Raw genomic sequence first — 19,041 nt, 5'->3', positions numbered from 1 at the left:
CCTGCGCGAACAAAACGTTCGCAACCCGGGGTGGCTACCGTGTACTCCGCGGTAGGTGCGACGATCGGACGGCATACGAGCGACACACAGCGAACACGGTGAAAGCAGAGGAAGTCGGCCATGGCAACGGCGCCCAGCGTCTCCTACTCGATGACGGTCCGGCTGGAGGTGCCCGCGAGCGGAACCGCGGTCTCCCAGCTCACCGGAGCCGTCGAGTCCCACGGAGGCTCGGTGACCGGCCTCGACGTCACGGCGTCCGGCCACGAGAAGCTCCGGATCGACGTCACCATCGCGGCGACGTCGACGGCGCACGCGGACGAGATCGTCGAACAGCTGCGCGGCATCGAGGGCGTCACGCTCGGCAAGGTGTCCGACCGTACGTTCCTGATGCACCTCGGCGGCAAGATCGAGATGCAGTCCAAGCACCCGATCCGCAACCGTGACGACCTCTCGATGATCTATACGCCGGGTGTGGCCCGCGTCTGCATGGCGATCGCCGAGAACCCCGAGGACGCCCGCCGGCTGACCATCAAGCGCAACTCGGTCGCGGTGGTGACGGACGGTTCGGCGGTGCTGGGCCTCGGCAACATAGGGCCCAAGGCGGCCCTGCCCGTGATGGAGGGCAAGGCGGCCCTCTTCAAACGCTTCGCCGGCATCGACGCCTGGCCGCTGTGCCTGGACACTCAGGACACGGACGCGATCGTCGAGATCGTCAAGGCCATCGCGCCGGGCTTCGCGGGCATCAACCTCGAGGACATCTCCGCTCCGCGCTGCTTCGAGATCGAGGCCCGCCTGCGCGAGGCCCTCGACATCCCCGTCTTCCACGACGACCAGCACGGCACCGCCATCGTCGTACTCGCCGCCCTGACGAACGCGCTGCGCGTCGCGGGCAAGGCGGTCGGCGACATCCGCGTCGTCATGTCCGGCGCGGGGGCGGCCGGTACCGCCATCCTCAAGCTGCTGATCGCGGCGGGCGTCAAGCACGCCGTCGTCGCCGACATCCACGGTGTCGTGCACGCAGGCCGCGAGGACCTGATGCAGGCCGCGCCCGATTCGCCGCTGCGATGGATCGCCGACAACACCAACCCCGAGGGTGTCACGGGCACGTTGAAGGAAGCCGTGCGCGGATCCGACGTGTTCATCGGCGTATCGGCGCCCAATGTGCTGGACGGCGACGACGTGGCGGCGATGGCCGAAGGTGCGATCGTGTTCGCGCTCGCGAACCCCGACCCCGAGGTCGACCCGGCGATCGCCCGCCAGACGGCGGCGGTCGTGGCCACGGGCCGCTCCGACTTCCCGAACCAGATCAACAACGTGCTGGTCTTCCCGGGCGTCTTCCGCGGCCTCCTGGACGCCCAGTCCCGCACGGTCAACACGGAGATGATGCTGGCCGCCGCGACGGCCCTCGCGGACGTGGTGACCGAGGACGAGCTGAACCCGAACTACATCATCCCGAGCGTCTTCAACGACAAGGTCGCCGGGGCGGTCGCGGGAGCGGTGCGCAACGCGGCGAAGGCGGCGGGCGCGGCGGTCACGGGCAGCACGACGGCCTGAGCCGCCGTGACCCGAGCTGACCCGAGCGGGTTGGACGGTTCGGCTGCGTCGTACGCTGTGATGGTCGCCACGGCGGCCCGGATACGGCGCGTCGTGGGACATGCTGTCCCTGGCCGCCCCTAGGGTGGCGGCCAGGCTCAGGCCTTGCAGGCCCTGCGATCTGCTGCCGGGAGCAGACGGAGCGTCACCGTTTCGCGGCTGTGGCGCTTTTCGTGTGACTCCCAGGGGTGCCGGATTGGCTTTCCCGCCGCAGGTGGGGGCAGGATGCGTCTCTGGGCGCGAGGGTCTGGCTTTGGACCCGGGTCCGGGGACCGACCGAGGACCCTGGCAGCATCGGCTCCGCTGGTGCTCATCATGCGGCTCCGCCGCGTGGCACGCCTCAACGGCAAGAAGAACACGGGAGTAACGACATGAACCGCAGTGAGCTGGTGGCCGCGCTGGCCGACCGCGCCGAGGTGACCCGCAAGGACGCCGACGCCGTTCTGGCCGCGTTCGCCGAGACCGTCGGCGAGATCGTCGCGAAGGGCGACGAGAAGGTCACCATCCCCGGCTTCCTGACCTTCGAGCGCACCCACCGTGCCGCTCGCACCGCGCGCAACCCGCAGACCGGCGACCCGATCCAGATCCCGGCCGGCTACAGCGTGAAGGTCTCCGCTGGAAGCAAGCTGAAGGAAGCCGCAAAGGGCCAGTGACCTTGCCGTCTACACCGTCATGGGCGGTGTACGGCACGTAGGCAATGCGAATGGGGCGGCACCCGGAAGTCCGGGTGCCGCCCCATCGTTGTCGCGCTTACAAATGGCCTCAAACGCCGACCGGGCTGCTTGTGGCTAGCCGAGCGCCTTGCCGGGCAGTTCCACCTTCGCGCCCAAGTCCCCCAGCTTCTCCATGCTGTGTCTGTCCGGGGGATGACCCCCGGGCCCCCAGCCGAGACGGTGCTGCCCCGGGCCGGAGCGACGAGGTCGCGGTCAGCCGAGCGCTTTACCGGGCAGTTCCACCTTCGCGCCCATGTCCCCCAGCTTCTCCATGAAGTTCTCGTAGCCGCGGTTGATCAGGTCGATGCCGTGGACCCGGGACGTGCCCTGGGCCGCCAGGGCCGCGATGAGGTACGAGAAGCCGCCGCGGAGGTCGGGGATGACCAGGTCGGCGCCCTGGAGCTTCGTCGGGCCCGAGACGACCGCGGAGTGCAGGAAGTTGCGCTGGCCGAAGCGGCAGTTGGAGCCGCCGAGGCACTCGCGGTAGAGCTGGATGTGCGCGCCCATCTGGTTGAGGGCGGAGGTGAAGCCGAGGCGGGACTCGTACACCGTCTCGTGGACGATCGACAGGCCCGTCGCCTGCGTCAGGGCGACGACGAGCGGCTGCTGCCAGTCGGTCTGGAAGCCGGGGGCCACGTCCGTCTCCAGCGCGATGGACTTCAGCTGGCCGCCGGGGTGCCAGAAGCGGATGCCCTCGTCGTCGATCTCAAAGGCGCCACCGACCTTCCGGTAGGTGTTCAGGAACGACATCATCGAGCGCTGCTGGGCGCCGCGGACGTAGATGTTGCCTTCGGTCGCCAGGGCCGCGGAAGCCCACGAGGCGGCCTCCAGGCGGTCCGGGAGGGCCGCGTGGGTGTAGCCGCCGAGCTTGTCCACGCCCGTGACGCGGATGGTGCGGTCGGTGTCCATCGCGATGATGGCGCCCATTTTCTGCAGGACGCAGATCAGGTCCTCGATCTCCGGCTCCACGGCCGCGTTCGAGAGCTCCGTGACGCCCTCCGCGAGGACGGCCGTCAGCAGCACCTGCTCGGTCGCGCCCACGGACGGGTACGGCAGCGTGATCTTCGTGCCGCGCAGCCGCTGCGGAGCCTCCAGGTACTGGCCGTCCGCCCGCTTCTCGATCTTCGCGCCGAACTGCCGCAGCACCTCGAAGTGGAAGTCGATCGGCCGGCCGCCGATGTCACAGCCGCCCAGCCCCGGGATGAACGCGTGGCCGAGACGGTGCAGCAGCGGTCCGCAGAACAGGATCGGGATGCGAGAGGAGCCCGCGTGCGCGTCGATGTCCGCGACGTTCGCGCTCTCCACGTGCGAGGGGTCCAGGACCAGCTCGCCCGGTTCCTCTCCCGGCCGGACCGTCACTCCGTGCAGCTGCAGCAGCCCGCGTACGACGCGTACGTCGCGGATGTCGGGCACATTGCGCAGCCGACTCGGAGCGCTGCCGAGCAGGGCGGCGACCATGGCCTTCGGTACGAGGTTCTTCGCACCACGGACACGGATCTCACCCTCCAGCGGGGTTCCGCCGTGGACAAGCAGGACGTCGTCTGAGCCGTTGACGGTCATGTATCTCGCGTTCCGATGAAGTTGGACAGGGGCAGGTTCACAGGGACAGGTTCGCTGGGCGGCCGGTGAGCCGGAGAAGCAAGCGTAATGGCCGCCTACCCCGGTACCGGTAGCCCAAGTACGGCTCAGCTCCGTCATAGCTTCGCCACAACACGAACGGTTCTTCGGCGGGTACACGGGGTCACTGGCCGGGGTGTGCGCTCCGCCTGCTTCTGTACGCCCTGAGCTGCATTCACCCCCGCATTGGCAATGCCTCCCCTCCCAGGGGGAAGATGCGGGATCATGTCTGGCATGACCGAGGTGTCCTCGCTCACAGGGCGGCTGCTCGTGGCCACTCCCGCCCTGGCGGACCCGAACTTCGACCGCGCTGTGGTGCTGCTCCTCGACCACGACGAGGAGGGTTCCCTGGGTGTCGTCCTCAACCGTCCCACCCCGGTGGACGTCGGCGACATCCTCGAGGGCTGGGCGGACCTCGCAGGAGAGCCCGGCGTCGTCTTCCAGGGTGGCCCGGTCTCGCTCGACTCGGCGCTCGGCGTCGCGGTCATCCCCGGCGGCTCCTTGGGGGAGCGCGCGCCGCTCGGCTGGCGCCGGGTGCACGGCGCGATCGGGCTCGTGGACCTGGAGGCTCCGCCGGAGCTGCTCGCCTCGGCCGTCGGCAGCCTGCGGATCTTCGCCGGGTACGCCGGCTGGGGCCCGGGCCAGCTGGAGGACGAACTGGTCGAGGGCGCCTGGTACGTGGTCGAGTCCGAGCCCGGCGACGTCTCCTCCCCGTCTCCGGAACGGCTCTGGCGCGAGGTGCTCCGCCGGCAGCGCAACGAGCTGGCGATGGTGGCCACGTACCCGGATGACCCTTCGCTCAACTGATGCCTGTGAGCTTCAGTACCCTTGCAGTCATGAGCACTCTTGAGCCTGAGACCCAGCCTCAGCGCGGGACTGGTACGGGGACCCTGGTCGAGCCGGCGCCGCAGACCTCGCACGGCGACGGTGACCACGAGCGCTTCGCCCATTACGTCCAGAAGGACAAGATCATGGCGAGCGCGCTGGACGGCACGCCTGTTGTCGCGCTGTGCGGCAAGGTGTGGGTCCCGGGCCGCGATCCGAAGAAGTATCCCGTGTGTCCCATGTGCAAGGAGATCTACGAGTCCATGGGCTCCGGGGGAGACCAGGGCAAGGGCGGCGACAAGTAACGCCTGTTTTCCTTCGGCGGCGGTTTGTCGCGTAGCCCGCATGCCTGATGAGGCCGCGGCACCCGAGTGCGGGTGCCGCGGCCTTGTTGTGTGCGGACGCCGGACTCGGGGCCAGGGGCGTTGCACAGGGTGCTTTCAGCGGTCACAGAGTGGTAGAGACCTTTGGGTTGGTCTTGTTTGCATGTCCATGAACTTCTAGCCTCCGTTGTGTTGTGCAGAGTGAAACAAGCATTGCGCATGTTGCAACACTCGCCCTTTCGGAGGAAACCCGATGAAGTTCCCCGTCAGACTCCCGGCCAGGTTCCCTGCCCGCTGTTCCGCCCGAACAGCCGCCCCCATAGCCGCACTTGTGGTCGCCGCCCTCACCGCGACCGCCTGTGCCCCCCAGACATCCGACAACTCCGGCGGTACGGACGAGAAGAGCGGGACGCTGCGCGTGTGGCTCTTCCAAGAGGTCAGCAACGGGCCGAAGGAGAAGGTCGTCGAGGCCACCGTGGACGCCTTCGAGAAGGCCAACGAGGGCACGAAGGTCGAGGTCGAGTACATACCCGTCGAGACCCGCGCCCAGAAGATCAAAGCCGCCTTCAACGACCCCGAGAGCGCGCCGGATCTCATGGAGTACGGCAACACCGACACCGCCGGGTACGTCAAGGACGGTGGACTCGCCGACGTGTCCAAGGAGTTCACGGACTGGAACGAGGCCAAGGACTCCGACCCGACGGCGAAGCAGTCCGTGACGGTCGACGGGAAGATCTACGGCGCCCCGTTCTTCGTCGGCGTCCGCGCGCTGTACTACCGCACCGACGTCTTCAAGGAGCTGGACCTCGAAGTCCCCAGGACGCAGAGCGAGTTGATCTCCACCGCGAAGGAGATCCGGCAGGCGAAGCCCGAGCTGTACGGGCTCGCGGTCGGCGGGGCGTTCACCTACGGCGCGATGCCGTTCGTCTGGTCCAACGGCGGCGAGATCGCCGAGGGCAAGGGCGGTTCGTACGCGGCGACGATCGACAGCGCGGCGGCCCAGAAGGGCATCGAGGCGTACACCTCGCTGTTCGGCGACGACAACTGCCCGGCCGCCAAGTGCGCGAGCATGGGCGGCAACGACACGATCACGGCCTTCGCCTCCGGCAAGGCGGGCATGGCGATCGGCGGTGACTTCAACCACCAGGCGGTCGAGGCCGGGAGCGTCAAGGGCAAGTACGCAGTCGTACCGCTGCCGGGTCTGAAGTCGGGCGAGATCGCGCCTGCCTTCGCGGGCGGCAACAACATCGGCGTACTGAAGAGCACTTCGCACCGTACGCTCGCCATCGATCTGATGAAGCAGCTCGCGTCGAAGAAGACGCAGGGCGAGCTCTTCGACGCGATGGGCTTCCTGCCGACGTACTCGGACGTGCGCGCGGACGTCGCGAAGAAGGAGCCGTTCGTCGCGCCCTTCGTCGAGACGCTCGGCGCGGGCACCAAGTTCGTGCCCGCCTCCCCGGCCTGGGCCGAGATCGACGCCTCGCTCGTCCTGCCGACGATGTTCCAGGAGATCGTCAGCGGCAAGAAGAACGTGGCCACGGCTTCGAAGGACGCGGCGACAAAGATGAACGCCGCGTTCAGCTCCGCGGGGTGAAGCGGATGACGGAGGGTGCGTCCCCGGCAGCCCCGCCGCTTCCTGCCGCGAGTTCGCCGGGCGGGGTGACGGCCTCGCCCGGCCGGGTGGCGGCGGGCCCGGCGCGTGGGGGCGCCGCGCCGGGGCGCAAGTCGCGGCGCGGCAGGGCGGGTTGGGCTCCCTGGATCTACCTCGCCCCCGCCCTTGTCGTCATCGGTGGGCTGCTCGTCTATCCCGTTTACCAGCTCGGGCTGATCTCCTTTCTGGAGTACACGCAGGCCCAGGTCAGCGGTGGTGAACCGACGACCTTCCAGGGCTTCGGGAACTACGCGACGCTCTTCGGGGACGAGCAGTTCTGGCAAGTGCTGTTCGCCACCGTGGTGTTCGCGGCGGCGTGCGTCGTGGCGACGCTCGCGGTCGGCTGCGCGCTTGCCGTGCTGCTGACGCGCGTACGGGCTCTGCCGCGGCTCGCCCTGATGCTGGCCGCGCTGGGCGCGTGGGCCACGCCCGCGATCACCGGCTCCACGGTCTGGCTGTTCCTGTTCGACCCCGACTTCGGGCCGGTTAACCGGATGCTGGGGCTCGGCGACCACTCGTGGACGTACGGCCGTTACAGCGCCTTCGCCCTCGTACTCCTCGAAGTCGTCTGGTGCTCCTTCCCGTTCGTGATGGTCACGGTGTACGCGGGCATCCGCGCCGTACCCGGCGAGGTGCTGGAGGCGGCGGCCCTGGACGGCGCCTCCCAGTGGCGCATCTGGCGCTCGGTGCTCGCGCCGATGCTCCGGCCGATCCTCGTGGTCGTCACCATCCAGTCGGTCATCTGGGACTTCAAGGTCTTCACCCAGATCTACGTCATGACGAACGGCGGAGGCATCGCCGGTCAGAACCTCGTGCTGAACGTGTACGCGTACCAAAAGGCGTTCGCGTCCTCGCAGTACAGCCTCGGCTCGGCGATCGGAGTGGTGATGCTGCTGATTCTGCTGGCGGTCACGCTGGTCTATCTGCGGCTGCTGCGCAGGCAGGGGGAGGAGCTGTGAGTGCGTTGAGTTCCGTGAGGTCGTCGAGGTTCCCCACACGTCTGCGGGTGCGGCGGCCCTGGCGGCTGGCCGCCGAGGCGTCGGCTCTGCTGATCGCCGTCGTGGTTGCGTTCCCCCTCTACTGGATGGTGCTCAGCGCCTTCAAACCGGCCGGCGAGATCGAGTCGACCGAGGCCCGCCCCTGGACGCTCACGCCGTCCCTGGACTCCTTCCGGCGCGTCTTCGGACAGCAGGAATTCGGCCGTTACTTCGTCAACAGCCTTCTCGTCGCGGTCACCGTGGTCATCGTCTCCGCACTGATCGCGTTCCTCGCGGCGACGGCCGTGACACGGTTCCGCTTCCGCTTCCGTACGACCCTGCTGATCATGTTCCTCATCGCGCAGATGGTGCCGATCGAGGCCCTGACGATCCCCCTCTTCTTCCTGATGCGGGACTTCGGTCAGCTGAACACTCTGGGATCGCTGATCCTGCCGCACATCGCCTTCTCGCTGCCGTTCGCGATCTGGATGCTGCGGGGCTTTGTGAAGGCGGTTCCCGAGGCGCTGGAGGAGGCCGCGTACATCGACGGGGCGAGCCGGGCGCGCTTCCTGTGGCAGATCCTTTTCCCGCTGGTCTTTCCGGGTCTTGTGGCCACGAGCGTGTTCTCCTTCATCTCCACCTGGAACGACTTCCTGTTCGCCAAGTCCTTCATCATCAGCGACACTTCGCAGTCGACTCTGCCGATGGCCCTCCTTGTCTTCTACAACCCGGACAAGCCGGACTGGGGCGGCGTGATGGCGGCGTCCACGGTGATGACGATTCCGGTTCTGGTCTTCTTCGTACTCGTACAGCGGCGGCTGGTCTCCGGACTGGGCGGCGCGGTAAAGGACTGACGTGACTTCACTGACGGATGTGATTCCGGCGCCCCTGAGCGCCGAGGCCAGGGGCGAGGAGGTCTTCGTCCTCGACTGGGACACCGGCATAGAGGAGGGCCGGGGTGCCGAGCCGGCCGCGCAGTGGCTGCGCGCGACCGTGGGCGCCGCGACCGGCCTGCCGCTGCGGCAGGCCGCCGAGGTGCCGGACGGCGCGAACCGCATCCTGCTGCGGATCCAGCCGCCCCTCGCCGACGAACTCGGCAGCCCCGAGGCGTACCGCCTCACCGTTGACGGCGACCGGGTCGTCATCGACGGGGCGAGCGCGGCCGGACTGTTCTGGGGTGCCCAGACATTCCGTCAGCTGCTGGGCCCGGACGCCTTCCGCCGTGCGCCGGTGACCAGGAAGCCGGAGTGGGAAGTGCCCCCGGTCACCATCCGCGACGCCCCCCGCTTCCCCTGGCGCGGCCTCATGCTCGACGTCTCACGCCACTTCATGCCCAAGGACGGGGTGCTGCGCTATCTCGACCTGATGGCCGCGCACAAGCTGAACGTCTTCCACTTCCACCTCACCGACGACCAGGGCTGGCGCATCGAGATCAAGCGCCGCCCGAAGCTCACGGAGACCGGATCCTGGCGGGCACGGACGAAATTCGGCCACGGCGCCTCGCCGCTCTGGGAGGAGAAGCCGCACGGCGGCTACTACACGCAGGACGACATCCGCGAGATCGTCGCGTACGCCGCCGAGCGGCATATCTCCGTCGTCCCCGAAATCGACATCCCCGGCCACTCGCAGGCCGCCATCGCCGCGTATCCGGAACTCGGCAACACCGACGTCATCGACACGACCTCCCTCTCCGTCTGGGACAACTGGGGCGTCTCCCTGAACGTACTCGCCCCCACTGACGACACCCTGCGCTTCTACGAGGAGGTCTTCGAGGAGGTCCTGGAGCTGTTCCCCTCGGAGTTCATCCATGTCGGCGGCGACGAGTGCGCCAAGGAGCAGTGGAGGGAGTCGCCGACGGCGCAGACGCGGATCAGGGACCTGGGGCTCGCGGACGAGGACGAGTTGCAGTCGTGGTTCCTCCGGCACTTCGACAACTGGCTGACCGCGCGCGGGCGTCGGCTGATCGGCTGGGACGAGATCCTGGAGGGCGGCTTGGCCCCAGGTGCCGCCGTCTCGTCGTGGCGTGGCTACCAAGGCGGCATTACGGCAGCTCAGGCGGGCCACGACGTCGTCATGTGCCCTGAACAGTACGTGTACTTGGACCACCGCCAGGACGGTGGCGCCGAGGAACCGGTGCCCATCGGCTACGTACGGACCCTGGAGGACGTCTACTCCTTCGAGCCCGTTCCGCCGCAGTTGACTCCCGATCAGGCGCGCCATGTTCTCGGCACGCAGGCCAACCTGTGGACCGAGGTGATGGAGGACCACGCGCGCGTGGACTACCAGGCGTTCCCTCGGCTCGCGGCCGTCGCCGAGGTCGCATGGAGTGCGCTGCCCGCCCCCGCGGAACGCGACTTCGCGGCCTTCGAGCAGCGGATGACCACCCATTACAGGCGACTTGACGCCCTGGGAGTGGCCTATCGCCCGCCCACCGGCCCCCTGCCCTGGCAGCGGCGACCGGGGGTGCTCGGACGCCCGATCGAGGGGGCGCCCCCAAACGTGTGAGCCGACTCCCAAGGGGGTGCCGCGAACCGGCCGCCCTGGAACGGTGTCACCCGGGCGAAAGGCACCCAAGAGTCTGTGAAAACTGCCAATTCGCTCTGACCGGTTAAGTCGTGCGAAATCGGGCCATCCCGCTGGTGGCGGGTACGAAAGCCTCCTAGCGGACCCCCGCATCGTGCTGAGAGGAAGATGTGCCAGAGTTGCCACGTCCGCCCTGTCAGCACGTACCGTACGGCAACACAGGTGGGACCAGGTGGGACAGCGGGAAGGGGTAGCCGGTTTGACCACGCACGCACCGCAGGCGGCGCAGACCGTGACGCTGCCCGCCTCACTGGACGAGGCCGTGGCGGCGCTCGCCGCCACGCCTGCGGCCGTTCCGGTGGCCGGCGGCACCGACCTCATGACCTCCGTCAACTCCGGGCACATGCGGCCCGCCGCGCTCGTCGGCCTCGGCCGGATCAGCGAGATCCGCGGCTGGCAGTACCAGGACGGCCACGCGCTGCTCGGCGCGGGCCTCACGCACGCCCGCATGGGCCGCCCCGACTTCGCGGCCCTGATCCCCGCCCTCGCGGCCGCTGCGAGAGCCGCAGGCCCGCCGCAGATCCGCAATGCGGGCACCCTGGGTGGCAACATCGCCTCGGCTGCCCCTACGGGGGACGCGCTTCCGGTGCTGGCTGCCCTGGAGGCGACGTTGATCATCGCGGGCCAGGGCGGCGCCCGCCGTGAGATCCCTGTCTCGCATCTGCTCGCCGGCGTGGAGATGCTGCGCGCCGGCGAACTCATCGGGTTCGTGCGCGTGCCGCTGCTGCACGCCCCACAGGTCTTCCTGAAGGCGACGGGACGGACCGGCCCCGGACGCGCCCTGGCGTCCGTGTCACTCGTCCTCGACCCCGCCCGGCGCGGAGTGCGGTGCGCCGTCGGCGCCATAGCGCCGATGCCGCTGCGGCCCCTGGAGGCCGAGCAGTGGGTCGCCTCGCTGATCGACTGGGACAACAACCGCGCGATCGTGCCGGAGGCGCGGGACGCCTTCGGGGAGTACGTCGCCGCGGCCTGCATCCCCGACCCGGTCCCCGCGGAGGACGGCTCCGTGGAGCAACTGCCGCCCGCTGTACTGCACCTGCGGCGCACCGTCGCCGCGCTGGCCCGACGAGCACTGGGGAGGGCACTTTCGTGACCGACGACCAGCACGAAGAGGGCACCCCCCCGGCGGGCAGCCGCTGGGACCCGCTGCCCCAGGGCGACTACGACGACGGCGCCACGGCCTTCGTCCAGCTCCCCGAAGGGGGCATCGACGCACTCCGGTCCGACTCCCCGCTCGCCGCACCCGGTCACGGCTACGTACCGCCGCACATCGAGGCCGAGCAGGGGCAGCAGCCCCAGGAGGTGCGGTGGCCGGACCCGAACGCACAGCCTGGGGGGCACCCGCAGCAGCCCGCTCACGACGGTTTCTCGTACCACCCGGGGACCACCGGTCAGTGGACCTTCGAGGAGCCCGCACAGGACGGCTCGGGCGCTCCCGGACACGACGTGACCGGACAGTGGTCCATCCCCGTCGCCGACGGTGATCTGCCCGACGAGTCCGGCGAGTTCACCACCTCGGCCCTGGTCGAGCAGTGGGGCGGCAGCCCTCCGGTAACGTTGCCGGGCGGGGCGGCGGCGCCTTGGGCGCAGGAGTCCTGGGCGCAGCACGAGCAGCATGCCTCCGAGCAGCTCGCCCCTTCGGACGAGGCCGCCCGCCATGCTGAGAGTTCCGCGGCTGCCCGCGCCGACGAGGCCGCCGAGATCATCGACGTCTCCGGAGAGCACGCCGACGAAATCGCCGTCTCCGTAGAGAGCGGTTCTGCGGAGAGGGCCCCTGAGGAGAGCGTCTCCGTAGAGCACGTCTCCGTGGAGCGCGAAGAGCCGGTGGAGGAGTCGCCCGAGTACGGCGCTCCGGAGCACGGTTCTCCGAACCCCGCCGACGCACCGGGCGCCGAGTCCGAAGCGGTGTCCCAGGAGGTGCGCGAGGCGCCCGCAGAGTCCGCCGACACACCTCAGGACAGCGCCGAGGAGTCCGAGGACGGTGACTCCCCGAGTGCGCTTCCACACGACGAGATGCACCCCCTGGCCTCGTACGTCCTGCGGGTGAACGGCGTCGACCGGCCCGTGACAGCCGCCTGGATCGGCGAATCGCTCCTCTACGTGCTGCGCGAGCGGCTCGGACTTGCCGGCGCCAAGGACGGCTGCTCGCAGGGCGAGTGCGGGGCCTGCAATGTGCAGGTCGACGGACGGCTCGTGGCGTCCTGCCTGGTACCGGCCGTGACCACCGCGGGCAGCGAGGTGCGCACCGTCGAAGGGCTGGCCGCCGACGGGCAGCCCTCGGATGTACAGCGGGCCCTCGCCAAGTGCGGCGCCGTGCAGTGCGGTTTCTGTATCCCGGGCATGGCGATGACCGTGCACGACCTCCTTGAAGGCAACCCGGCGCCCTCCGAGCTGGAGACCCGCAAGGCGCTGTCCGGCAACCTGTGCCGCTGCTCCGGCTACCGCGGCGTCCTCGACGCCGTGCGTGATGTCGTCGCCGAACGCGAGGCGCACGCGTCCGCCGAAGCAGCCCAGGACGCCGAGGAGGCCCGTATCCCCCACCAGGCGGGCCCCGGCGGGGGTAGCGTCAACCCATCGGCGTACGAGGCCTCAGTGCCGCGTGAGCAGCCCTACGGTCAGGACGGAGGCCAGGCGTGAGCAACGAAACCGTCACCACGACCACCGTGGAGGCCGCTCCCGCTCAGGACCCGTCGCCGCAGCACGGCCTGGGTGCGTCCCTGCCGTCCGCGGAGTCCCGCGCCAAGACGGAGGGCACGTTCCCGTACGCGGCCGACCTGTGGGCCGAGGGCCTGCTGTGGGCCGCCGTGCTGCGCTCACCGCACCCGCACGCGCGCATCGTCTCCATCGACACCAGCCACGCGCTCCAGATGGTCGGCGTCCGGGCCGTCGTCACGCACGAGGACGTACCGGGCAGCGCGATGTACGGCCGCGGCACGGCCGACCGCCCGGTGTTCGCCTCCGAGGTCGTACGCCACCACGGGGAGCCCATCGCGGCAGTGGCCGCCGACCACCCGGACACCGCGCGAATGGCCGCCGCCGCCGTCATCGTCGAGTACGAAGTACTCGACCCGGTGACCGACCCCGAGCAGGCCTTCGAAGCAGAACCCCTGCACCCGGACGGCAACCTGATCCGCCATATCCCGCTGCGGCACGGCGACTCCGAGGCCGCCGGCGACATCGTCGTCGAGGGCCTGTACCGCATCGGCCGCCAGGACCCGGCCCCGATCGGCGCGGAGGCCGGCCTCGCCGTGCCGCGCCCCGACGGTGGCGTCGAGCTCTACCTGGCCTCCACCGACCCGCACGCCGACCGCGACACCGCCGCCGCCTGCTACGGCCTGGAACCGGAGCGCGTGAAGGTCGTCGTCACCGGCGTGCCCGGCGCCACCGCCGACCGTGAGGACCAGGGCTTCCAGCTCCCCCTCGGGCTGCTTGCCCTGAAGACCGGATGTCCGGTCAAACTCGCCGCAACGCGCGAAGAATCCTTCCTCGGACACGTCCACCGTCACCCCACCCTCCTGCGCTACCGCCACCACGCGGACGCCGAGGGCAGGCTGGTGAAGGTCGAGGCGCAGATCCTGCTCGACGGGGGCGCGTACGCGGACACGTCGTCGGAGGCGCTGGCGACCGCGGTCTCCTTCGCCTGCGGCCCCTACGTCGTCCCGAACGCCTTCATCGAGGGCTGGGTCGTACGCACCAACAACCCGCCCTCCGGCCATGTGCGCGGCGAGGGCGCCATGCAGGTCTGCGCCGCCTACGAGGCGCAGATGGACAAGCTGGCGAAGAAGCTGGGCCTCGACCCGGCGGAGCTGCGCATGCGCAATGTGATGGCTACAGGGGACGTACTTCCCACCGGCCAGTCGGTGACCTGCCCGGCCCCCGTGGCCGAACTCCTCCAGGCCGTACGGGACTTCCCGCTGCCCGCCCTCCCCAAGGACACCCCCGCGGAGGACTGGCTGCTGCCGGGCGGCCCCGAGGGCGCGGGCGAACCGGGCGCGGTGCGGCGCGGTGTCGGCTACGGCCTCGGCATGGTCCACATGCTCGGCGCCGAGGGCGCGGACGAGGTCTCGACGGCCACCGTGAAGGTCCATGACGGCGTGGCCACGGTGCTCTGTGCGGCCGTGGAGACGGGCCAGGGCTTCACCACGCTGGCCCGGCAGATCGTCCAGGAGACGCTCGGTATCGAAGAGGTGCATGTCGCCTCCGTGGACACCGATCAGCCTCCGGCGGGACCGGGCTGCCGTGGCCGCCACACCTGGGTGTCCGGTGGCGCGGTCGAACGGGCCGCCAAGATGGTCCGTACGCAGCTGCTGCAGCCCCTTGCGCACAAGTTCGGCATGTCCACGGAGCTGCTCCAGATCACGGACGGCAAGATCACCTCGTACGACGGCGTGCTGTCCACCACCGTCACGGAGGCGCTGGACGACAAGGAACTGTGGGCCACCGCCCAGTGCCGCCCGCACCCCACCGAGCCACTGGACGCCGCCGGCCAGGGGGACGCCTTCGTGGGCATGGCCTTCTGTGCGATCCGCGCGGTCGTCGACGTCGACATCGAGCTGGGCTCCGTACGCGTCGTCGAACTGGCGCTCGCCCAGGACGTCGGGCGGATCCTGAACCCCGCACAGCTCAGGGCCCGTATCGAAGCCGGTGTCACCCAGGGCGTGGGCGCCGCCCTCACCGAGAACCTGCGCACCGCACGCGGCCTGGTCCGCCATCCCGACCTCACCGGCTACGCCCTGCCCACCGCCCTCGACACCCCCGACATCCGCATCGTCAAACTCCTCGAGGAACGCGACGTGGTCGCGCCCTTCGGAGCGAAGTCGGCCAGCGCGGTACCGGTGGTGACCACCCCGGCGGCGATCGCCTCCGCGGTACGGGCCGCAACGGGGCGCCCGGTGAACCGGCTGCCGATCCGGCCGCAGGCGGCCGTGGTGACGAACGGGCACTGACGGGACTGACGACGAGGCTGACGGCTGTTGATGGACGGTGTGGTTCTCGTCACCGGAATCATGGCCGCGGGGAAGTCCACGGTGGCCCAGGCGCTGGCACAAAGGCTCCCGCGGGCCGCGCATGTGCGCGGTGATGTGTTCCGCCGGATGATCGTGTCGGGACGTGCGGAGTACGAGCCCGGCGCCGAGGACGACGAGGCCCTCGCCCAACTCCGGCTCCGCTACCGGCTCTCGGCGGCGACGGCGGACACGTACGTGGACGCCGGCTTCACGGCGATCGTCCAGGACGTCGTCCTGGGCGAGGAGCTCACGGCGTATGCCGGCCTGGTCCGTACACGGCCCCTGTACGTCGTGGTCCTGGCCCCGCGTCCCGAGACCGTCGCCGCCCGCGAGGCGGGACGCGCGAAGACGGGCTACGGCGCGTGGACGGTCGACGAACTGGACCGCGGGCTGCGGGAGAAGACCCCGCGCATCGGGCTCTGGCTGGACACGTCGGAACTGAGCGTGGCACAGACGGTGGACGCGATTGTCACGGGGCGGGAATCGGCTCGGGTTGCCTGACGGCACGTGGGTGGCGTGCCGTGCGAGTCGGCCGGGAAACGGGCCGGAAACCTTGTGGCGCTTGGGTTTTGGTGCGTTGTCAGTGGTGCGGCGTATGGTTTTCGATCAGTGGGGAGCGGCTGCTGGGACAGCGGGCTGCGCCCTGCTGGGGATGCACGATGCGATCACATGCACGGGGGAGCCATGAGGACGATTGACGCCGGTACGGGGGCGGTCACGCTGACCGACGAGTGCGGTGGCGCGGGGCGCCGGCTGGAGGTGCCGACCGACGCGACTGCTCTGGGCGAGATGTCGGCGTACTGGCGCATGGCCGCGCTGGTCCATGCCCTCACCCGGATCGCCGACCCGTGCGCGGGTCTCCTGCTCGACCTGCCGGCGCGGCTGCTCGACGAGGAGTTCGGCGCGAGCGCGATCATGCGCTTCGAGGACGTCGACTTCCCGGCCACGCTCACGCATGAGCCGACCCGCCATTTTCTCCGTGAGACGGGTCTTCCGGAGGACGGTGACATGTTCCAGCTGGAGATGGACGTGCCGCTGCAGACACTCGCCGAGCACTACGCGGCCGAGCGGACGGAGGAGGTCCAGGTTCCCGAGTGTCAACTTCCCAATGGCGCAGACCAGTTGATCCGCCTCGGTCGCCTTGGTTGTCTTGGTCGCTCGGGCCGTCTCGTCGTCGAGGACACCGACCTCCTCGTCGACGGCACCACCGGGGAGCTCCACGAGTGGTCCGCCCCGGCCGCCGGACTGCGACCGCTCAACGCCGACATATCCACGCTCGCGTTCACGCTCTGGCTGCTGCACCGCGCAAATTGCCCGAGGCCGTAACCACACTCGAGGCCGTGACCGGATTCGAACCGGTGTAAACCCCCGCGGGCGGAGCCCGCTAATGGATGCAGCGCAGGCGGTCCCCTCAACCACTCGGGCACACGGCCGGGTTGGGAACGTTTCGCTCGTTCCGAACTCGATGTCGTCGACCGTAGGCCGCGGGGGACGGGGCGCTCCAGGGATGGGCTGGGGCTGCAATGGGACTGCCATACCGCGTTCATGAAAGGAGAGAGGGCGTACGACCAAGGTCCCAGGCGGCTACCGTCTCGCGACAGGGGCCAACACGTACCGTGCCCCTTACGCTGACGACCATGGCCACCCTGGAACCGAGCGACGCCGACGTCGCAGACGCCGCACCCGAATCAGCTGAACCCGGCGCCGAGGACAGCGTGCTCAGCCGCCCCTACCGGGCATTGAGTATCGGGATCGTGTCCGTCGTGCTGCTGATCGCCTTCGAGGCGACGGCGGTGGGGACCGCGATGCCGGTGGCGGCGCGGGAGCTCGACGGGGTTTCGTTGTACGCGTTCGCGTTCTCGGCGTACTTCACGACGAGCCTGTTCGGGATGGTGCTGGCCGGGCAGTGGTCGGACCGACGCGGGCCGCTGGCGTCGCTGACCGCGGGGATCGCGGCGTTCGCGGCGGGGTTGGCGCTGTCCGGGACGGCAGGGGTGATGTGGCTGTTCATCCTCGGCCGGGCAGTGCAGGGGCTCGGCGGCGGGCTGGTGATCGTGGCGTTGTACGTGGTCGTGGGGCGGGCGTATCCGGAGAGACTGCGGCCGTCGATCATGGCGGCGTTCGCGGCGAGCTGGGTGATCCCGTCCGTGGTGGGGCCGCTGGCCGCCGGTTCGGTGACCGAACAGCTCGGCTGGCGCTGGGTGTTCATCGGGATACCGGTTCTGGTGGTGTTCCCGCTGGCACTCGCCCTGCCGCAGATACGGCGACTGGCGTCCGGCCCGACGGAGGGTGGCGCCGCCGCATCCTTCGACCGGCGCCGGATCCGGCTGGCGCTGGGGATCTCGCTGGGCGCAGGCCTGCTGCAGTACGCAGCGCAAGATCTGCGGTGGCTGTCGGCCGTGCCGGCCGTGGCGGGGACGGCGTTACTGGTGCCGGCGGTGCTGGGGCTGCTGCCGCCCGGGACGTACCGTGCGGCGCGCGGGTTGCCGTCCGTGGTGCTGTTGCGCGGGGTCGCGGCCGGGTCGTTCATCGCGGCGGAGTCCTTCGTGCCGCTGATGCTGGTCACGCAGCGAGGGCTGTCGCCGACGCTCGCCGGTTTCTCGCTCGCGGCGGGCGGGGCGACCTGGGCGCTGGGGTCCTTCGTGCAGTCCCGGGCGCGGGTGGAGCCGTACCGGGAGCGGTTGATGGGCCTGGGGATGGTGCTGGTCGCGGCGGCGATCGCCGCCGCGCCGAGTGTGCTGATCGACGCGGTGCCGGTGTGGACGCTGGCCGTGACGTGGGCGTTCGGCTGCTTCGGAATGGGGCTGGTGATCTCCTCCACCAGCGTCCTCCTGCTGCACCTGTCCGCCCCGGAGGAGGCCGGTGCCAACTCCGCCGCGCTCCAGATATCCGACGGCCTGTCGAACGTCCTGCTGCTGGCGGCGGGCGGGGCGGCGTTCGCGGCGCTGGGCGGCGGCACGGTCGCGGGTCACGCCGCCACGACGGCTTCCGGCGCAACCCCGGCCGCCTTCGCCGCCGTGTTCCTGCCGATGGCGGGGGTGGCGTTGGCGGGGGCTTGGGTGACTACACGGGTGCGGGCGGCTCCCTGATGACACCGGGCGGTACCACGTAGTACCGTCACAGCATGGCTGGACTGAACCTGCGGTTTACGGACGAAGAGCTGGACGCGTTGCGCGAGCGTGCGGCAGCGGAGGGGCGCAGCATGCAGGCCTTCGCGCACGACGCCGTGATCTCGGCCATAAACGAACACTCCCGGTTGTTCAACGAAGCAGCCGACCATGTGCTGAAGGCCAGCGCCGAGCTGAACCGGAGGCTCGCCTGATGCACTACCTCACGCTGCCCGAGCTGCTGAACCTCGCGAAGCGGCTCGGAGCGGATGAGGTGCGCGACTACGGGCTCCTGGACTCGGCGCTGGCGCGCCCGCAGTCGAGCGTGTTCGGACAGGACGCGTACCCGGACGTCTGGCAGAAGGCGGCGGCGCTGATGGAATCACTCGCCCGCAACCGCGCCCTCGTTGACGGCAACAAGCGCATCGCTTGGTACGCGACCTGGGTGTTCCTGCACATGAACGGGCACCCCCTGGACGCGGACTTCGACGTGGACGAGGCCGAGACGTTTGTACTGGATGTCTGTCAGGGCGCCCTGGACGTACCCAAGATCGCCGCACAGCTGCCACGCTTTGCGCGATGACTGTGAGCTGGATCCCATCCACGGCCGAGGCGGCGTAGTCCGCGCGTTGGCACAACCGGGCCG

General features: G+C 69.8%; 17 protein-coding genes and 1 tRNA gene. 16 read left to right on the top strand and 2 right to left on the bottom strand.

Annotation, left to right across the window (positions count from 1 at the left end; all coding sequences use genetic code 11):
• The first annotated feature begins 120 nt into the window (after positions 1 to 120).
• Both ACGFNK_RS04870 and ACGFNK_RS04865 read left to right on the top strand, forming a co-directional pair.
• A complete protein-coding gene (locus ACGFNK_RS04870; protein ID WP_386352147.1) occupies positions 121 to 1,554 on the top strand; it encodes an NAD-dependent malic enzyme in 1,434 nt (477 codons plus the stop codon).
• A 410-nt stretch (positions 1,555 to 1,964) separates the two neighbouring features.
• A complete protein-coding gene (locus ACGFNK_RS04865; protein WP_054220032.1) occupies positions 1,965 to 2,246 on the top strand; it encodes an HU family DNA-binding protein in 282 nt (93 codons plus the stop codon).
• 273 nt (positions 2,247 to 2,519) lie between these two features.
• Here ACGFNK_RS04865 and murA read toward each other — a convergent pair whose 3' ends face one another.
• Positions 2,520 to 3,866: a UDP-N-acetylglucosamine 1-carboxyvinyltransferase gene (gene murA, locus ACGFNK_RS04860; protein ID WP_393411959.1), complete on the bottom strand. Its 1,347-nt coding sequence runs from the start codon at positions 3,864 to 3,866 to the stop codon at positions 2,520 to 2,522.
• 291 nt (positions 3,867 to 4,157) lie between these two features.
• Here murA and ACGFNK_RS04855 point away from each other — a divergent pair, with 291 nt between their 5' ends.
• From ACGFNK_RS04855 to ACGFNK_RS04805, 11 genes are all read left to right on the top strand, one after another.
• Positions 4,158 to 4,730, top strand: a complete 573-nt coding sequence (locus tag ACGFNK_RS04855; RefSeq protein ID WP_344387269.1) for a YqgE/AlgH family protein — start codon at positions 4,158 to 4,160, stop codon at positions 4,728 to 4,730.
• Positions 4,731 to 4,759: 29 nt separating this feature from the next.
• Positions 4,760 to 5,053 carry a DUF3039 domain-containing protein gene (locus tag ACGFNK_RS04850; protein ID WP_165263639.1) on the top strand — a complete coding sequence of 98 codons (294 nt, stop codon included), beginning with the start codon at positions 4,760 to 4,762 and terminating at the stop codon, positions 5,051 to 5,053.
• 271 nt (positions 5,054 to 5,324) lie between these two features.
• The gene (locus tag ACGFNK_RS04845) at positions 5,325 to 6,665 is read left to right on the top strand and encodes an extracellular solute-binding protein (protein WP_393411957.1); all 1,341 of its coding nucleotides are present in this window, start codon (positions 5,325 to 5,327) and stop codon (positions 6,663 to 6,665) included.
• A 5-nt stretch (positions 6,666 to 6,670) separates the two neighbouring features.
• Complete coding sequence (locus ACGFNK_RS04840; protein WP_386352156.1) at positions 6,671 to 7,681, top strand: carbohydrate ABC transporter permease; 1,011 nt, start codon at positions 6,671 to 6,673, stop codon at positions 7,679 to 7,681.
• Positions 7,678 to 8,553 (top strand): carbohydrate ABC transporter permease, encoded by an 876-nt coding sequence (locus tag ACGFNK_RS04835; protein ID WP_386352159.1) that lies wholly within the window; start codon positions 7,678 to 7,680, stop codon positions 8,551 to 8,553. Before ACGFNK_RS04840 ends, ACGFNK_RS04835 begins: the two co-directional genes overlap by 4 nt.
• 10 nt (positions 8,554 to 8,563) lie before the next feature.
• Positions 8,564 to 10,204: a beta-N-acetylhexosaminidase gene (locus ACGFNK_RS04830; RefSeq protein ID WP_393412178.1), complete on the top strand. Its 1,641-nt coding sequence runs from the start codon at positions 8,564 to 8,566 to the stop codon at positions 10,202 to 10,204.
• A gap of 277 nt (positions 10,205 to 10,481) precedes the next feature.
• Positions 10,482 to 11,375 (top strand): FAD binding domain-containing protein, encoded by an 894-nt coding sequence (locus tag ACGFNK_RS04825; protein WP_386352162.1) that lies wholly within the window; start codon positions 10,482 to 10,484, stop codon positions 11,373 to 11,375.
• Entirely contained in the window at positions 11,372 to 12,919 is a 1,548-nt protein-coding gene (locus ACGFNK_RS04820) for a 2Fe-2S iron-sulfur cluster-binding protein (protein WP_393411954.1), read from the top strand. The genes ACGFNK_RS04825 and ACGFNK_RS04820 overlap by 4 nt, the downstream gene beginning before the upstream one ends.
• Positions 12,916 to 15,228, top strand: coding sequence for a xanthine dehydrogenase family protein molybdopterin-binding subunit (locus ACGFNK_RS04815; RefSeq protein ID WP_393411952.1), 2,313 nt, complete (start codon positions 12,916 to 12,918; stop codon positions 15,226 to 15,228). The genes ACGFNK_RS04820 and ACGFNK_RS04815 overlap by 4 nt, the downstream gene beginning before the upstream one ends.
• A 30-nt stretch (positions 15,229 to 15,258) precedes the next feature.
• Entirely contained in the window at positions 15,259 to 15,789 is a 531-nt protein-coding gene (locus ACGFNK_RS04810; protein ID WP_393411950.1) for an AAA family ATPase, read from the top strand.
• Between the two features lie 183 nt (positions 15,790 to 15,972).
• Positions 15,973 to 16,614 carry an SUKH-4 family immunity protein gene (locus tag ACGFNK_RS04805; protein WP_393411948.1) on the top strand — a complete coding sequence of 214 codons (642 nt, stop codon included), beginning with the start codon at positions 15,973 to 15,975 and terminating at the stop codon, positions 16,612 to 16,614.
• Between the two features lie 9 nt (positions 16,615 to 16,623).
• On the opposite strand, the gene ACGFNK_RS04800 is transcribed toward ACGFNK_RS04805, so the two are convergent.
• Positions 16,624 to 16,721: transfer RNA gene (locus ACGFNK_RS04800), tRNA-OTHER, on the bottom strand.
• A 204-nt stretch (positions 16,722 to 16,925) separates the two neighbouring features.
• Here ACGFNK_RS04800 and ACGFNK_RS04795 point away from each other — a divergent pair.
• From ACGFNK_RS04795 to ACGFNK_RS04785, 3 genes are read left to right on the top strand one after another with little or no spacing between them, the layout of a single operon-like run.
• Positions 16,926 to 18,377 (top strand): MFS transporter, encoded by a 1,452-nt coding sequence (locus ACGFNK_RS04795; protein ID WP_393411946.1) that lies wholly within the window; start codon positions 16,926 to 16,928, stop codon positions 18,375 to 18,377.
• A gap of 35 nt (positions 18,378 to 18,412) precedes the next feature.
• Positions 18,413 to 18,610 (top strand): hypothetical protein, encoded by a 198-nt coding sequence (locus ACGFNK_RS04790; protein ID WP_266762988.1) that lies wholly within the window; start codon positions 18,413 to 18,415, stop codon positions 18,608 to 18,610.
• Complete coding sequence (locus ACGFNK_RS04785) at positions 18,610 to 18,978, top strand: type II toxin-antitoxin system death-on-curing family toxin (RefSeq protein ID WP_393411944.1); 369 nt, start codon at positions 18,610 to 18,612, stop codon at positions 18,976 to 18,978. The genes ACGFNK_RS04790 and ACGFNK_RS04785 overlap by 1 nt, the downstream gene beginning before the upstream one ends.
• The last annotated feature ends 63 nt before the right edge of the window (positions 18,979 to 19,041 follow it).

The sequence above is a fragment of the Streptomyces sp. NPDC048825 genome, assembly GCF_043198355.1.
Lineage (GTDB): Bacteria > Actinomycetota > Actinomycetes > Streptomycetales > Streptomycetaceae > Streptomyces > Streptomyces xiangluensis.
Note: the sequence above shows the minus strand (reverse complement) of the source record. Positions and strands in the feature narration are given on the sequence as shown.

Excerpts from the sequence above, each read along its gene's own strand:
- ACGFNK_RS04840 (WP_386352156.1), top strand. The coding sequence starts at position 6,671 with ATGACGGAGGGTGCGTCCCCGGCAGCCCCGCCGCTTCCTGCCGCGAGT.
- ACGFNK_RS04855 (WP_344387269.1), top strand. The coding sequence starts at position 4,158 with ATGACCGAGGTGTCCTCGCTCACAGGGCGGCTGCTCGTGGCCACTCCC.
- ACGFNK_RS04790 (WP_266762988.1), top strand. The coding sequence starts at position 18,413 with ATGGCTGGACTGAACCTGCGGTTTACGGACGAAGAGCTGGACGCGTTG.
- ACGFNK_RS04870 (WP_386352147.1), top strand. The coding sequence starts at position 121 with ATGGCAACGGCGCCCAGCGTCTCCTACTCGATGACGGTCCGGCTGGAG.
- ACGFNK_RS04795 (WP_393411946.1), top strand. The coding sequence starts at position 16,926 with ATGGCCACCCTGGAACCGAGCGACGCCGACGTCGCAGACGCCGCACCC.
- ACGFNK_RS04845 (WP_393411957.1), top strand. The coding sequence starts at position 5,325 with ATGAAGTTCCCCGTCAGACTCCCGGCCAGGTTCCCTGCCCGCTGTTCC.
- murA (WP_393411959.1), bottom strand. The coding sequence starts at position 3,866 with ATGACCGTCAACGGCTCAGACGACGTCCTGCTTGTCCACGGCGGAACC.
- ACGFNK_RS04785 (WP_393411944.1), top strand. The coding sequence starts at position 18,610 with ATGCACTACCTCACGCTGCCCGAGCTGCTGAACCTCGCGAAGCGGCTC.
- ACGFNK_RS04805 (WP_393411948.1), top strand. The coding sequence starts at position 15,973 with ATGAGGACGATTGACGCCGGTACGGGGGCGGTCACGCTGACCGACGAG.
- ACGFNK_RS04865 (WP_054220032.1), top strand. The coding sequence starts at position 1,965 with ATGAACCGCAGTGAGCTGGTGGCCGCGCTGGCCGACCGCGCCGAGGTG.
- ACGFNK_RS04850 (WP_165263639.1), top strand. The coding sequence starts at position 4,760 with ATGAGCACTCTTGAGCCTGAGACCCAGCCTCAGCGCGGGACTGGTACG.
- ACGFNK_RS04810 (WP_393411950.1), top strand. The coding sequence starts at position 15,259 with ATGGACGGTGTGGTTCTCGTCACCGGAATCATGGCCGCGGGGAAGTCC.